Here is a 13,844-nt window from a genome sequence, read left to right on the forward strand (position 1 = left end):
GGGAGGCGGGCGCCCCGACGCGTCCCTTTCACTTCGCGCGCGTGCCGCGCGTCGCACAACATCCTCTGTCAAAGGAGACATTCAAATGAAACGACTGATCGCCATCGCACTGCTCTCCGGCTTCGCGCTGGGGCTCGCCGGATGCAACACCATCCACGGCGCGGGCAAGGACGTCGAACGAGGGGGCGAAGCCATTCAGGGCGCCGCCGATCGCGCCAAGTAATCCGGCATATCGCCGAATCCACGTTCCCCGCATGTCCCCCCGCCCCCCCGAAACTTGTGATGCATCGGCATTGCGCCTCATGCGCATTCCATTGCCCGCCTGAAGGAGGACCCCGACATGTCACATCGAACTGTCATGAACATTCTGACCTGCGCCAGCCTGAGCGTGGGCACCGCGGGAATGCTGAGCACCGCGGCGGCCCACGCGGCGGACGCGGCGACCAAGGATCGCTACGAGGCGACGCAGAAATCGGCCGAGGCCGACTACAAGGCGTCGGTCGCGCGTTGCAAAGCGCTCAAGGACAACGCGAAGCGTGTCTGTGTCGCGAGTGCAAAGGGCAACGAAGCCATTGCCAAGGCCAATGCGCAAGCCGACTATGAGCAAACACCCAAGGCGCGCTACGAGGCCGCCGTCGCGAAGGCCGACGCCGATTACAGCGTTGCCAAGTTGCGCTGCGACGACAAGAAAGGCAACGACGAGGACGTTTGCGTCAAGGACGCCGAAGCCGCCAAAACCAAGGCCTACGGCGATGCCAAGGTCATGCGCACGAGCCGGGAATCGTCTAAGGACACGATGGCCGCGCGGCAGGACGCCAATGCCGAGGCGGACAAGGCGCAGTACAAGGCCGCGCTCGAACGCTGCGAAGCGCTGGCCGGCAATCCCAAGGACACCTGCGAGGCGGACGCCAAGGCGCGCTTCCACCAGTAAGCGCAGGGATCTCCCAAACCATGCGGATCGCGGCCACGGATCCGTCCCAAAAACAGCAGATCCGGACGCACCGGGCGAACCGGTTAGGCAGGGAGGAGACGGCGGCGTTGCGTGCAGCCCCGCGACGTCGATGGCGGGCGAATGCGGCAAAAGCGGCATTCGCCTGCTGTTTTTGTGCCACAGGCGGCGAGCGTGCGTGTAAATGAATGTAACAAGCGCAGCCCGACCTGACGCTCCCCGACGCGAGCGCGGCAACGCAAGACGCTCACCGAAACGAGCGCAAATCGTTGATTCTGAATAGAATGACGACTTGATCTACACGTTTGGCGGCCGCTTTTCCTCGCCCGGACGTTCCCTGTGCCGTGTCAATGCGCATACTTTGCAACAATTGCGCCACGCCCGCGTTTCGGAACTTCAGTAAAGTTAAGCCAAGGAATCTGACGAACAACGGTGCTTAAGGGCACCCGGCGCGTCGCACGGCATGGTGCCGTCCGGGCGCTGTCATCAGTACGCTGCCAAGTCCGCAGGAGAAATGTCATGAAAACCAAGTTTGCCGCCCTTGCCATCGCGGGGATCGCGCTCGCTGCGGGTGCCGTCGGGACAGCGCAGGCTCACGTCTCGGTCGGTATCGGCATTGGCCTGCCGCTGGTCGTCCCGGCACCGGTCTATGCGCCGGCGCCCGTATACGTCGCGCCCCCGCCGCCGGTCTACTACGCCCCGCCGCCCGTCTATGTCTCGCCCGCGCCGGTGTATTACGGTCCTCCGCCGGCGTATTACGGCCGTCCGTACTACGGGTACGGGCACGGTCGCTGGCGCCGCGACCACTGGCATCGCGATTGAGCGACGGCCGGCCCCACGCGGGCAAACGCATCGGATAACACACCGGTCGCCGAAAAATGAACGCGCCACCGACTGCGAAGTCGGTGGCGCGTTGTCTTTGGCCGCGCCGGTCGGCGCAACGCGGCTACCTGCCGACGCGATAGGCGATGCGAAAGCCGCCCCAATGACGCCCATTCACATAGATCGGCGCCGAGGCATCTTTCATCACCATGAACGCCCCGCCGCCCATATCTCGCCGGTAAGTCTGCAGCAACAGCGGTTGGGTGTTGCGTCCGGCGGCCGCGCCCGTGCGGTCGTTGAACAAACGCCGGTTGCGGCAATTCGCGGCATTCCAGACCGGATCGTTGGTCGGTGCCTGCGAGAACTTGCGGTTATGCGTCGGCAGATAGCCGTTCTCGTCGACGGCGGCGCAAAAGGCGATACGCTCGTTGAGCGCGAGCAACGGCTCCTGGATGGCCGGGAGCGTCTCGTCGGTAAAGCGCGTGAAGCTGGCCATCAACTGCTGCGGGTTCGAACCGGGGATCGGCTCGTAGCGGCGGTCAAACAATGCCTGCTCGGTGATCTTGCCCTTGGCAAGCGCCGCCTCGAAGCTCTCCCCCACCTGCTTGGCCGCGCGGCGTACCGCGCGAATGAACGGTGTGTCCTCCGTCTCGACGTCGCTGCCGGCGATCAGGCCGATCAGATGTTCCGAGACGCCTAGCAAACCGTTGATACGCTCGCGCGCACGCTCAACGTGTTCCGCCGAATGCGAAACGCCGTCGGCCATTTCATCGACGTGGGCGACGAGCGTGGCGCATTCGCTTTCGATGGCTTCGCTGGCCTGCGCGATCTGTCCGGCCTGACGGTCGAACGTGTCGAGCGCAGTCCCGGCCGTCTCGATCACGCTGGCGATGGCGCGGGTGCCTTCGCGGGCGTCGTTGGCGCGCGCGACGTTCGCGTTGCTCTCGCGCATCAGGCGCTCGGTGCGCTCGCCCAGCGTGGCGAGCGTGTGCTCGATCTGCTGCGTCGCCTCGGCCGTCTTGCTCGCGAGCAGTTTGACCTCGGTAGCCACGACCGCGAAGCTGCGCCCAGCCGCGCCGGCGCGCGCGGCTTCGATGGCGGCGTTGAGCGCCAGCAGATTGGTCTGACGCGCGATCACCGAAATACCCTCAGCCACCTTGCCGACGTGATCGAGCGCGTCGCGCAGCCCGGCGATCTCGCCGGCCATGCCGGAGACGCCCTCCACGAGACCGTGGATCGACGCCAGCGACGCGTCGGCCGTGTGGCGCGACGCCGCAATTTCGGCGCTCGCGCGATCGGCCACATCGCGGGCCTCACGCGCGGCGCTGGCGATACGTTGGTTGCCTTCGCTGGTCTCGGTGGCGGTTTGGTGAAGCGCCTGAAACACGTCGGCCTGACGCTTGATGCGAACGGCGATCTCGTCGACGTTACCGGCGATGTCGCACAGTTCAACGCCGAGGGTGCCGGCATTGGCCGCCACCTCCTTCATGATGTTGACGGTTTGCGCCGCTCCCCGGGTGCGCGTGAATAGCCCCATTGTCAGTCTCCTCGCGTCTCTGATCCACTTGTTATGACGAGGGCGCGACAGTCGCCGTACCGCACGGAAATCATCGGGGCAGACGTTCGCGCCACACGCTGGTGTGTCGAAAGAGATAACGGGAGAAAAAACGGTCGACTTGAGGGTTGCCTCACTGGTCGCCGCCCCGCGCTTCCGACTTTATAGGACCACCCTCTCATGCACGGCTTACGCGGGACTTACTGACCCGGCCGTGTCGCGTCGGCACGCAATCATCCGAATAGTGGCTATGATGGCGATCAATCATCACCCTATCCGATGGATTCGACATGACGCCGGACCAATTGCTGACCTTCGCGACCGTGGCCGAACTTGGCAACATCAGTCATGCGGCGCAAGCGCTGCACCTATCGCAACCGGCCGTCTCCGGCCAGTTGCGGCTGTTGCAGGAGTCGTTCGGCGAGCCGTTGTATCGACGCGATGGACGCGGTATCCGGCTGACGGCCGTGGGCGAGCAGGTCGCCGTATATGCCAACAAGCTGCGGCAGGACTATCGCCAGGCCATGGCACTGCGCGATAGCCTGCGCGGCATGGAAACCGGGGCGCTGCGCATCGGGGCGAGTACGACGCCGGCAAGCTACCTGCTGCCCTACGCGATTGCGGAATTCCATCAACGCTACCCTGCGGTCGCACTGCATATCATCGACGGCAACACCAGTGAAATCGTGGCGCAGCTCGATCGGCTCGACGTGGCATTCATCGAAGGCGCCGTGCCGCCGGGTCTGTCGCCGGAGATCGCGGTGCGTCCGTGGCGCGACGACGAAGTCGTTGCCATTGCCCGGGCCGACCATCCCCTCGCGCAGCATCCGCAAGGCGCATCGCTGCAGGCCATCGCCGAGTACCCGTTGATCCTGCGTGAACCGGGGTCGGGGGTACGCGCGCTGGTCGCGCGCGCGTTCTCGGTGGCCGGACTCGCGCCACGCGTGGCGCTGGAATTGGCCGGGGTGGAGAGTATCAAGGAAGCCGTGCGGGCGGGCATGGGCGTGGGCTTCGTGTCCGCGATGTCGATGCGTCACGAAGACGCGGCGCTCGCCTCGGTTCGCATCGATCCCCCGCATGGCCTCAAGCGACTGCTGACGGCGCTTGTGCCGCATGCCGATGCCCTGTCACGTCCGACCGAGCGATTTCTCGCCCAGTGCTTCGCCAGGGCCGCCGACGAACCGGCAACGTTGCGGTAACCGCGCGCGGTTCGTCCGTACGTCGGTACGGGTGCGCCAGCGACGCATGGCGCTTGCCGCATCCCGCTCAGAACGGCATGCGTACCCACTCCTCCACGGCACCCACGACCTTGTCACGCGTTCGCATCAGCAACGAAAACGACAAATCGGCCTGAGCGCTCGACAGCATTGCACCGGTCAGGTCGTCGCTCTGGCCCAGATCGAATGCGCGCATGCGCTCGCTGGCGTCGCGCCCCCCCCGTCACGCTATCCAGTTAGCGCTGTGTCGCATGCATGCGACGCCTCTCGGCCATCAATGACTGTTCCATCGAGACGGGCATCGGCGATCGGCCCCACGCGTGGCCCATATGTAGCAAAGCCCTCACGCGCGTCACACGTGAGGGCTTTGCTGTCTTGCGGCAGCGGCGCCAGGCTGCGTCGGTTCGCGTCAGGCGGCGATTTTCTCAGGCGTTACCGCCTCGTCCTCCACCGAGCTGAGCATCAGATGTTCGAAGGCGCCCAGTGAGGCCTTCGCGCCTTCCCCGACGGCGATCACAATCTGCTTGAACGGCACGGTCGTGACATCGCCCGCGGCGAACACGCCGGGCACCGACGTCGCGCCCTTGGCATCGACTTCGATTTCGCCGTGACGCGTGAGCGACACGCTCCCCTTGAGCCACTCGGTGTTCGGCACGAGACCGATCTGCACGAACACGCCTTCGAGCGCAATCGTGGACGTCTCGCCCGAGGCGCGGTCGCGATACACAAGACCGTCCACCTTCTGCGCGTCGCCACGGATCTCGGTCGTCTGTGCGTTCATTAGCACACGCACATTCGACAGGCTGCGCAGCTTGCGCTGAAGCACGTCGTCCGCGCGCAGTTGCGTGCCGTATTCGATCAGCGTGACTTCCTTGACGATGCCGGCCAGATCAATGGCCGCTTCCACGCCCGAGTTGCCTCCCCCGACCACCGCCACGCGCTTGCCCTTGAAGAGTGGGCCGTCGCAGTGCGGGCAATAGGCCACACCGCGGTTGCGATATTCGCGCTCGCCCGGCACGCCGATTTCACGCCAGCGCGCACCGGTGGCCAGCACGACCGACCGCGCCCTGAGCACCGCGCCGCTGGCCAGATGCACTTCGTGAATCTTGCCGGGAATCAAGGCTTGCGCGCGCTGCGTGTCGATCACGTCGACGTCATACGTCTTCACGTGCTGTTCGAGTGCTGTGGCGAACTTCGGTCCTTCGGTGTGCGTCACCGAGACGAAATTCTCGATGGCCATCGTGTCGAGCACCTGGCCGCCGAAACGCTCGGCGACCACGCCCGTCACAATCCCCTTGCGGGCGGCGTAGATCGCGGCGGCAGCCCCTGCAGGGCCGCCGCCCACGATCAGCATGTCGTAGACAGGCTTGTTCTCGAGCGCCTTCGCGGCGCGCACGCTTGCACCCGTGTCGAGTTTCGCGAGCAATTCCTTCACGCTGGTGCGGCCCTGCGTGAACGATTCGCCGTTGAGGAACACGGTGGGGACCGCCATCACCCGACGCGCCTCGACTTCGCCCTGGAATAACGCGCCGTCGATGGTGACCTGCTGGATGCGCGGATTGATCAACGCCATGACGTTCAACGCCTGCACGACTTCCGGACAGTTCTGGCACGACAGCGAGATGTAGGTCTCGAAGCGGAAATCGCCGTCGAGCGCACGAATCTGCGCGATGGTCTCGTCGTCGAGCTTGACCGGGTGACCGCCCACTTGCAGCAAAGCGAGCACCAGCGACGTGAACTCGTGCCCCATGGGCAGCCCGGCGAAGCGGATGCGCGGGGCTTCCCCCGGCGTGCCGATGGCGAACGACGGACGACGCTCGCCGGCGCTGTCGCCGCCCTCGGCGTGCGCCACGACGGCGATCTGTGGCGAGAGCGGGGCGATCTCGTCGACCAGCGCCTTCATTTCAGCCGACTTCGGACTATCGTCGAGCCACACGGCGATTTCGATCGGACGCGTGACTTTCTGAAGGTACGTTTGCAACTGGGCTTTGAGGTTCGCGTCCAGCATGGCGTTTCTCCGTCTCGATAGGGAGTGATGGGGTGAGCGAGGCCCACCGCGCGGGCCACAGGCAGGCGCAGGTCGGCGTCGGGGTTCGGGGTCAGGGGCCGGCGCGCCAGACTCAAGCGGCTGGCGCGCTGGCGAGGCGCTTGCGGCGGCGATCGTGCGTAGCGCAGGACGCGGCCCGTTAGTGCCCCGTAGCGCTTGGATCTTGCTTAGATCTTGCCGATCAGGTCGAGCGACGGGCTCAGCGTTTGCGCGCCCGGCGTCCACTTGGCGGGGCAGACCTCGCCCGGATGGGCGGCGATGTACTGCGCGGCCTGGACCTTGCGCAGCAATTCCTTGGCGTCGCGGCCGATGCCGTTGTCGTGAATTTCGCACAGCTTGATCTCGCCTTCCGGGTTGATCACGAACGTGCCGCGCAGTGCCAGACCTTCTTCCTCGATCAGCACGTCGAAGTTGCGCGAGATCGCCAACGTCGGGTCGGCAAGCATCGGGTACTGGATCTTCTGGATCGTGTCCGACGTGTCGTGCCAGGCCTTGTGGGTGAAGTGGGTATCCGTCGATACGCTGTAGATCTCGACGCCCAGTTTCTTGAACTCGTCGTAGTGATCGGCCAGGTCGCCCAGCTCGGTCGGGCATACGAAGGTGAAGTCGGCCGGGTAGAACACGACCACCGACCACTTACCCTTCAGGGTCTCGTCGGTCACGGTGATGAAATCGCCATTTTGGTAGGCGTTGGCTTTGAACGGCTTGATCTGGCTGTTGATGATCGGCATGTCGTTGTCTCTCTGACGGGGTGGAAAGTGTTGACAGTATGCCGAAAACTATTTATTTACTAAAATTGATTATTAAAATCTATGCAATTGGCTCAGGCTATCGGCGCCGATAGCCTTCGCGCGCGCTTCCGACATGGCCCGCCATGTCGTCCCTGCCGCGTCAGACCGGCCATTGTCCGACGCTCGGTGGCTCAGCGCTGCGGATAGCGCACCGCGCGAACCTTGCCGCTGCCACCGCCGCCGCAGAAGAACAGATCGGCACCGTTATGCTCCAGGCCGCTCACGCCAATGCCCTGCGGCATCTCCACGTGCATGAGCACTTCACCGCTGGCGGGGTCGACCTGACGCAGTTCGCTCTCGTCGTTCTCCCACGTGCCGTGCCACAGTTCATCGTTCACCCAGGTCACGCCGGTCACGAACCGATCGGACGCGATGCTGCGCAACACCTGCCCGGTGGCAGGATCGATCTGGAGAATGCGGCGATCGCGATATTGCCCGACCCAGAGGCTGCCCTCGGCCCACGTCAGTCCCGAGTTGCTGCCGCTGTCGGGCGCGGGAATCGACGAGACGACCTTGCCGGTCGACGGATCGATCTTGTCGATACGCGATTCGGCGATCTGATAGAGGTGCATGCCGTCGAAGGCCGTGCCGGCGTCGCTCGGGGCGGCGATCGTGCGACGAACTTCGCCCGTGGCGGGATCGAAGGCGATCAGGGTATCGCCCGTTGCGGCCCATACCTGTCGGCCGTCGAACGTAACGCCATGGATTCGCTCGTTGCCCGCGAACGGACCGTACTCACAGGCGATATCGGCCGCCATCACGGCGGCTTGGGGACGCGGACGTTCCGCTCGTTGCAGTTTGCTTGTCATGTCAGGCTCCGGTTGTGACGCCGTCGTCGGCGTGCAAGTCCACTCTAGCCAAACGACCATCCAACAGGGAGTAACAATGTCGTCGTGAATTCGGCGAGGGGCGGCGATGTCCATCGACGAGCCCTTGCGCGGCCCAGCGCGCACACGCGGCCCTCGTGCTCCAGCGCGGACAAGGCGCGCTGCACGGTGCGTTGACTCGCACCGAGTGCAAGGGCCAGGGCGGAAGTCGACCACGCCGCACCGTCCGACAGCAGAGCGACAAGCGACGCGCGATTGCCGTCGATGGGCGGCAGCAGCACCGACACTGCGCGCCCACCTTGCGTGCGCAGCACGAACCCGCGCGGCGTCGCGTCGATGTCGGCGAGTCCCTTGAGCAACGCGCGCAGACGGCCAATCTCCACACGCAGGTGAGCGCGGTGGGTGTCGTCGGGGCGCCGCAGTCGAAACACTTCCGCGATGAGCGTATCGCGGTCGACGTCGCCGGGCCAGGCGCGCGCGAGTTGCAGCGCCAGGGTGAAGAGCGCCGGACGCCGTGCCAGCGGTCGCCAGCTGCTACCGGCGCTATTGCCGGCGCTGATGCCGCGCCGACAGGCATCGACAACGAGCCCATCCGAATGCAGCAGTCGTGCCACTTCGTCGAGGTTCAAGGCGCGCTCGCCGTCGGACTGCGCAAGGCGAGCCGCCGGTCGCGCCAGGGCGGCGTGCACGGTCTCGACTTCGGCGATCAGCGCGGGAATGTTGGCCGCGGACGCGGCCGTTTGGGCATGTGCGAGCATGGCATGCGCTTGTGGAATGCGCAGTGTGCGCAGCGCCAGCTCGGCACAGATCAGCGCATGTCCGGCGACGAGGCGCGCCGGGACGGCGTCTGACGGGGTGTCCTGCAGGGCTTGCGCAGCGGCGTCGACCTTGCCGAGCAGCACGAGGCGGCGGGCAAGCACCAGATGCGCAAGCATGGCATTGGGGATGTCCGCATGCGCAAGCAGCACAGCGGCGGCGGCGTGGAGCGATCGCGTCGACCCGCCAAGGTCGCGCATGGCGAGCGCGACTTCGGCGTCGGCGACTACACATCGAGCGCGTGCCAGGGCCTCATGCGGGCCGAAGCTACGCGCCGCCCGCTTGAACAGCTCTCGCGCGCGGGCAAACTCGCCCAGCTGTGCCATCGCGATGCCGCGCAGCGCGAGTGCTGGCGCATCGTCGCGCAACGCGATCCGACGCAAGGCACCCAGCGAATCGCCGGCAGCGAGCGCGCGCGCGGAAGCAGCAATGAGGGAGTCCATCGCGCGATATTACCGGGGATCACGCATGGCGCGCCGGAATGCAACGCAACCCAGAACACCATCACCGTCGGTCTGCGTGACGTTTTCTAAGCGGGAACGACGCGCCCTGCAAGAGGGCGCGGCAGGCATGCCGTGCGGACGATTCAATGGGACTGAGACGCCGGGTCGCCGCGACAATCGCTCCCGGAACAGGACGACGCCGCTTTGCGCACGTGCGCTCCCGGCCCGGACGACGTGCCCTGACGTCCGAAACCGATCTGCTGAAAAACGCCGCCACCCAGTTCAAAACCGGAGGCGTAGTGATAGGCGGCCACTGTGGAGCCCAGCGCCACCGATAGCAACAACAACGTTCCCGTACGCCAGCGGCGTCGGACCGTGGAAGCCATGTCTCCTCCCTGTCAGAGGTCGGCCCGCTCGAACGGCGCTTGTCACCGACTATCGGCAACGAGCGTTCCGTCATCTCGGCGGGGATCGAGTTCCCGTCACTACTGAGTCTCGTTTTTTCGCGATTCTGCACGCACTGGCCCCCATTTGTCATCCCGGCTATCCCTAAGCCCGCCAAATGTATCGCGATATGATATATTTTTTTGTTTTTGGACTATGCGGCGCTTCTCGCCCGCCCGACTCATGCCTGCGCCTGCCTCGCCCAATCCAACGGTCACCACCGATGCGCTGACCAAGAGCGATTTCGAAGCCCTATCGGAATTCCGCTATCGGCTGCGCCGTTTTCTCAATTTCAGCGAGTCCGCCGCACGCGACGAAGGCATCACGCCGCAGCAGTACCTGTTGCTGCTGCACGTCAAAGGTATCCCGGGGCGCGACTGGGCGTCCATCAGTGAATTGGCCGAGCGCCTGCAAGCCGTGCATCACAGCGTGGTGGCGCTCGTTGCGCGCTGCGAGAAAGCCGGGCTCGTCACGCGCCGCCAAAACGAAAGCGACCGGCGAGTGGTGGAAGTGCACCTCTCAGCGGCGGGCGACGCGTGCCTCATGAATCTCGCCGCCCAGCACCGCAACGAGTTGAGCACCTTTGCGGACATCTTCCACATTCGTGGCGTTCATTTGTAATCACGGCATTGTCATGGCTTCCGTTCCCCATACTCCTTCGCCTCACTCCACCATGGCCGCGCCCGCCCATGCACGGGACTTTTCGCGTGCGCCGGGCCTGCCTCGACTCATTGCGCTGGCCGCCGTCATCGGCTTTTGCGGTGTGCCTGCCGCGTGGTTGCTGCTGCACCTCATCCAGGGCTTCACCAACCTTTTCTTCTATCAAACGCTCTCGTTCGCGCCACGCTCGCCCGCCAATAACACGCTCGGCGCAGCGGTCATCGCTCTACCGGTCATCGGCGGACTGATCGTCGGCGCGATGGCCCGCTTCGGCAGCGACAAGATTCGCGGTCACGGCATTCCCGAAGCCATCGAGGCGATTCTGTTCGGCAAGAGCAAGATGTCGCCGCGCGTCGCCATCCTCAAACCGTTGTCCTCGGGCATTGTGATCGGCAGTGGCGGGCCATTCGGCGCGGAAGGCCCGATCATCATGACGGGCGGCGCCGTCGGCTCGCTCATCGCCCAATACTTTCACCTGAGCGCCGCCGAGCGCAAGACACTGCTCGTGGCCGGCGCCACCGCCGGCATGACGGCCGTATTCGGCACGCCGGTCGCCGCCGTGCTGCTCGCCGTGGAACTGCTGCTTTTCGAATGGCGTCCGCGCAGCCTGCTGCCGGTGATCGCTGCATGCGCGGTCGCCGGTTTCGCACGGCCGCTGATGCTCGACGCAGGTCCGCTCTTTCCGATGGCGGAATCCGTCGTCGCCCCCATCGCCCTGCTGTCGTGCGTGATCGCCGGCGTATGTGCGGGCGTTCTGTCCGCCGGCATGTCGCGCGCCCTCTACGCCATCGAAGACGGCTTTCACAAGCTTCCCGTGCATTGGATGTGGTGGCCGGCCATCGGCGGTGTCGCCATCGGCATTGGCGGCTATCTCCAGCCGCGTGCGCTCGGCGTGGGCTATGACGTCATCGCAGACCTGCTCGCCGGACACTTCACGCTGCATGCCGCGCTGGCGCTGCTGGTGGTCAAGGCGATCATCTGGGCGATTGCCCTGGGATCGTGCACCTCGGGCGGGGTGCTCGCACCGCTGCTCATGATCGGTGCCGGGCTCGGCACGCTCCTCGCACCGGTGCTGCCGGGTGGCGACGTCTCGCTGTGGGCACTGGTGTGCATGGCGGCAACGCTCGCGGGCGTGCTCGGCGCGCCGCTGACGGCCATCGTCTTCGCCCTTGGTCTCACACACAACGTGAACGCGTTGCTGCCGCTACTGCTCACTTGCGGCATCTCCTACGGCATCACGATCTGGATCATGCCGCGCTCGATCATGACGGAGAAGATTGCGCGACGTGGCCGTCACATCCATCGCGAGTATGGCGTCGATCCGCTGGAGCGCCTGCACGTTGGCGAGTTGATGACCCGAGAGCCGGTGTCATTGGCCGCCAACATGCTCATCGACGAAGCCGCGCAGCAAGCCTTCGGCGCGGGCCAGCGCCATCGCGCCTACCCCGTGGTCGACGCCGAGCACAGCGTGCTCGGCATGGTCGACCGGCAAGCACTCACGCGCGCGCAGACACAAGGGTTGCAAACGCTGGGCCAACTGTATGGCGCGAATCCGCCGCTCGTCGCGCTGGCGTCGGAGACGGGGCGTATCGTGTCGGCACGCTTCGCCGCGCATCACCTGGAACGACTGCCGGTCGTGAGCGATGCCGCTTCACGCAAGCTCGTCGGCATCATCAGCCGCAGCGATCTGGTCAAACCGGCTGAGCACTGGCGCTCGGAAGAAGAAGTGCGCGAGCGCATGCTTCATCTCGGACGCCGACGTAGCTGATTCTCGATACGACGACGCGCCGTCAACCAGGGTTGACGGCGCGTCAGAGCGAGAAGCGACGAGACGACCGTTATTGGTCAGTGCATCGGCGCCGAGTTGCGCGCGTCGCGCGACGCAGACGTCGAATTGCCGTGGGCCCGTTCCCAGGCATTCTTCGCTAGCAACGCCAGCATGGCGATCACAGCCGGCATGGCGAGCAGCGAGAACGTCGATGCGAACCCCATGTGACGGCGCATCAGTTCCGCGCCCAGCAACGCCCCCGCAATCCCGCCGAAGCGCCCCACACCGAGCATCCACGCCACGCCCGTGGCGCGGCCGTGCGTCGGATAGAACATTGCAGCCAACGACGGCATCGACGACTGCGCACCGTTCATCGCCGTGCCTGCCAGGAAAATCAGCACGACCAGCGCGCCGATGTTGCCCATCACCTGCCCCACCGCATACACCAGCACGGCCGTGAGCGCGTAGCCTACGGCGACCACTTTCTGCGCGTTGAACTTGTCCATGCACCAGCCCGACAGAATCGTGCCGATGCCGCCGCCCAGCGGGAACAGGGCCGTGATCAGCGCAGCCCGTTCGATGGTGAACCCGGCATCCTTGAACAGCAGCGGCATCCAGCTCGTGAGCAGATAGAAGATGACGAGTCCCATGAAGTAGGTCACCCACAGCATCAGCGAACCGAAGCCATATTGCTTCGAGAGCACGACACCGATGGCGGAACCGGCCCGCTTCGGGGCCGCTTCATTGACCGTAAAGGTGCCGACGTCATCGAGCGACTCGCCCGAAATCCGCGACAGGATGCGGCGCACCCGCTCGATCGGCTTTTGACGCACCACGAGAAACTTGACCGACTCCGGCAGGCAAAGCATCAGCAGCACCGACAGCACCAGCGGCAGCACGCCGCCGAGCACCAGCACGCTATGCCAGCCAAAGTGCGGAATCACCCACGAGGCAACGAATCCCCCCACCGACGCACCCAGCGGGAATCCGCAGAACATGGTGTTGACGATCACCGCGCGACGCGCTTCCGGCGCGTACTCGGAAATCAGCGTCACGGCATTCGGCATGGCCGCGCCGAGCCCCAGCCCTGTCAGAAAGCGCAGCGCCGTGAGCGTTTCGAGATCCTGAGCGAAAGCCGTCGCGAGACTTGCGATGCCGAAGAAGACGACCGAGAGCACCAACAGCGTCTTGCGCCCGAGCTTGTCGGCGAGCGGCCCGGCGAAGATCGCCCCGCCCGCCAGACCGAAGAGCGCCGCAGAGAGCACCGGACCCAGCGAACCTCTGTCGATGTGCCACTGCTGCACCAGCGAAGGCGCAATGTAACCGATGGCCGCGGTATCGAAGCCGTCGATGGCGACGACGAAGAAGCACAGGATCAACGCCACCCACTGATAGCCGGAAAACCGGTGTGCGTTGATATAGGTGGGCACATCCACCGTTCTCGTCTGATGCATGAAACTGTCTCCTCGGGGCGTGGCCGCCCCGGTTGTCGTCCCGTCATTATT

13 protein-coding genes and 1 pseudogene are annotated in these 13,844 nt (G+C 65.2%); 6 read left to right on the plus strand and 8 right to left on the minus strand.

The features are described from left to right. Positions 1 to 85 precede the first annotated feature (85 nt). The 3 genes from BGP02_RS16845 (at position 86) to BGP02_RS16855 (ending at position 1,771) form a co-directional block, all read left to right on the plus strand. Positions 86 to 223: an entericidin A/B family lipoprotein gene (locus BGP02_RS16845; protein WP_017235270.1), complete on the plus strand. Its 138-nt coding sequence runs from the start codon at positions 86 to 88 to the stop codon at positions 221 to 223. A 117-nt stretch (positions 224 to 340) separates the two neighbouring features. After that, the gene (locus BGP02_RS16850; RefSeq protein WP_232424699.1) at positions 341 to 931 is read left to right on the plus strand and encodes a hypothetical protein; all 591 of its coding nucleotides are present in this window, start codon (positions 341 to 343) and stop codon (positions 929 to 931) included. Positions 932 to 1,468: 537 nt separating this feature from the next. Then, a complete protein-coding gene (locus tag BGP02_RS16855; protein ID WP_017235268.1) occupies positions 1,469 to 1,771 on the plus strand; it encodes a hypothetical protein in 303 nt (100 codons plus the stop codon). 124 nt (positions 1,772 to 1,895) lie between these two features. Here the strand turns inward: BGP02_RS16855 and BGP02_RS16860 are convergent, their stop codons facing one another. Beyond that, positions 1,896 to 3,308, minus strand: coding sequence for a methyl-accepting chemotaxis protein (locus BGP02_RS16860; protein WP_017235267.1), 1,413 nt, complete (start codon positions 3,306 to 3,308; stop codon positions 1,896 to 1,898). 308 nt (positions 3,309 to 3,616) lie between these two features. On the opposite strand from BGP02_RS16860, the gene BGP02_RS16865 reads away from it, so the two are divergent. Then, positions 3,617 to 4,525, plus strand: coding sequence for a LysR family transcriptional regulator (locus BGP02_RS16865; RefSeq protein ID WP_017235266.1), 909 nt, complete (start codon positions 3,617 to 3,619; stop codon positions 4,523 to 4,525). A 67-nt stretch (positions 4,526 to 4,592) separates the two neighbouring features. Here the strand turns inward: BGP02_RS16865 and fliE are convergent. The 6 genes and pseudogenes from fliE to BGP02_RS16895 all read right to left on the minus strand — a co-directional run. Beyond that, positions 4,593 to 4,742: pseudogene (gene fliE / locus BGP02_RS16870) on the minus strand (flagellar hook-basal body complex protein FliE); the annotation flags it as partial. A gap of 210 nt (positions 4,743 to 4,952) precedes the next feature. Continuing rightward, positions 4,953 to 6,551 carry an alkyl hydroperoxide reductase subunit F gene (gene ahpF / locus BGP02_RS16875; protein ID WP_268567357.1) on the minus strand — a complete coding sequence of 533 codons (1,599 nt, stop codon included), beginning with the start codon at positions 6,549 to 6,551 and terminating at the stop codon, positions 4,953 to 4,955. Between the two features lie 206 nt (positions 6,552 to 6,757). Next, the gene (gene ahpC / locus BGP02_RS16880; RefSeq protein ID WP_017235263.1) at positions 6,758 to 7,321 is read right to left on the minus strand and encodes an alkyl hydroperoxide reductase subunit C; all 564 of its coding nucleotides are present in this window, start codon (positions 7,319 to 7,321) and stop codon (positions 6,758 to 6,760) included. 191 nt (positions 7,322 to 7,512) lie between these two features. Next, positions 7,513 to 8,190, minus strand: a complete 678-nt coding sequence (locus BGP02_RS16885) for a Vgb family protein (RefSeq protein ID WP_286798873.1) — start codon at positions 8,188 to 8,190, stop codon at positions 7,513 to 7,515. 44 nt (positions 8,191 to 8,234) lie between these two features. Beyond that, positions 8,235 to 9,467, minus strand: a complete 1,233-nt coding sequence (locus BGP02_RS16890) for a hypothetical protein (protein WP_017235261.1) — start codon at positions 9,465 to 9,467, stop codon at positions 8,235 to 8,237. Between the two features lie 143 nt (positions 9,468 to 9,610). Beyond that, positions 9,611 to 9,853, minus strand: coding sequence for a hypothetical protein (locus BGP02_RS16895; RefSeq protein ID WP_150563235.1), 243 nt, complete (start codon positions 9,851 to 9,853; stop codon positions 9,611 to 9,613). Positions 9,854 to 10,094: 241 nt separating this feature from the next. Between BGP02_RS16895 and BGP02_RS16900 the strand changes: the two genes are divergently transcribed. Further along, complete coding sequence (locus tag BGP02_RS16900) at positions 10,095 to 10,532, plus strand: MarR family winged helix-turn-helix transcriptional regulator (RefSeq protein WP_051060326.1); 438 nt, start codon at positions 10,095 to 10,097, stop codon at positions 10,530 to 10,532. Between the two features lie 52 nt (positions 10,533 to 10,584). Further along, positions 10,585 to 12,339 (plus strand): chloride channel protein, encoded by a 1,755-nt coding sequence (locus tag BGP02_RS16905; protein ID WP_017235259.1) that lies wholly within the window; start codon positions 10,585 to 10,587, stop codon positions 12,337 to 12,339. A 77-nt stretch (positions 12,340 to 12,416) separates the two neighbouring features. On the opposite strand, the gene BGP02_RS16910 is transcribed toward BGP02_RS16905, so the two are convergent. Next, positions 12,417 to 13,793: an MFS transporter gene (locus BGP02_RS16910; protein ID WP_286798874.1), complete on the minus strand. Its 1,377-nt coding sequence runs from the start codon at positions 13,791 to 13,793 to the stop codon at positions 12,417 to 12,419. Between the last annotated feature and the right edge of the window lie 51 nt (positions 13,794 to 13,844).

This window comes from Pandoraea sp. 64-18, from assembly GCF_001899225.1.
Classification (GTDB): domain Bacteria; phylum Pseudomonadota; class Gammaproteobacteria; order Burkholderiales; family Burkholderiaceae; genus Pandoraea; species Pandoraea cepalis.

Bases quoted from the DNA above. Each gene is read 5' to 3' on its own strand.
- BGP02_RS16845 (WP_017235270.1), top strand. From the start codon at position 86: ATGAAACGACTGATCGCCATCGCACTGCTCTCCGGCTTCGCGCTGGGG.
- BGP02_RS16850 (WP_232424699.1), top strand. From the start codon at position 341: ATGTCACATCGAACTGTCATGAACATTCTGACCTGCGCCAGCCTGAGC.
- BGP02_RS16855 (WP_017235268.1), top strand. From the start codon at position 1,469: ATGAAAACCAAGTTTGCCGCCCTTGCCATCGCGGGGATCGCGCTCGCT.
- BGP02_RS16860 (WP_017235267.1), bottom strand. From the start codon at position 3,308: ATGGGGCTATTCACGCGCACCCGGGGAGCGGCGCAAACCGTCAACATC.
- BGP02_RS16865 (WP_017235266.1), top strand. From the start codon at position 3,617: ATGACGCCGGACCAATTGCTGACCTTCGCGACCGTGGCCGAACTTGGC.
- ahpF (WP_268567357.1), bottom strand. From the start codon at position 6,551: ATGCTGGACGCGAACCTCAAAGCCCAGTTGCAAACGTACCTTCAGAAA.
- ahpC (WP_017235263.1), bottom strand. From the start codon at position 7,321: ATGCCGATCATCAACAGCCAGATCAAGCCGTTCAAAGCCAACGCCTAC.
- BGP02_RS16885 (WP_286798873.1), bottom strand. From the start codon at position 8,190: ATGACAAGCAAACTGCAACGAGCGGAACGTCCGCGTCCCCAAGCCGCC.
- BGP02_RS16890 (WP_017235261.1), bottom strand. From the start codon at position 9,467: ATGGACTCCCTCATTGCTGCTTCCGCGCGCGCGCTCGCTGCCGGCGAT.
- BGP02_RS16895 (WP_150563235.1), bottom strand. From the start codon at position 9,853: ATGGCTTCCACGGTCCGACGCCGCTGGCGTACGGGAACGTTGTTGTTG.
- BGP02_RS16900 (WP_051060326.1), top strand. From the start codon at position 10,095: ATGCCTGCGCCTGCCTCGCCCAATCCAACGGTCACCACCGATGCGCTG.
- BGP02_RS16905 (WP_017235259.1), top strand. From the start codon at position 10,585: ATGGCCGCGCCCGCCCATGCACGGGACTTTTCGCGTGCGCCGGGCCTG.
- BGP02_RS16910 (WP_286798874.1), bottom strand. From the start codon at position 13,793: ATGCATCAGACGAGAACGGTGGATGTGCCCACCTATATCAACGCACAC.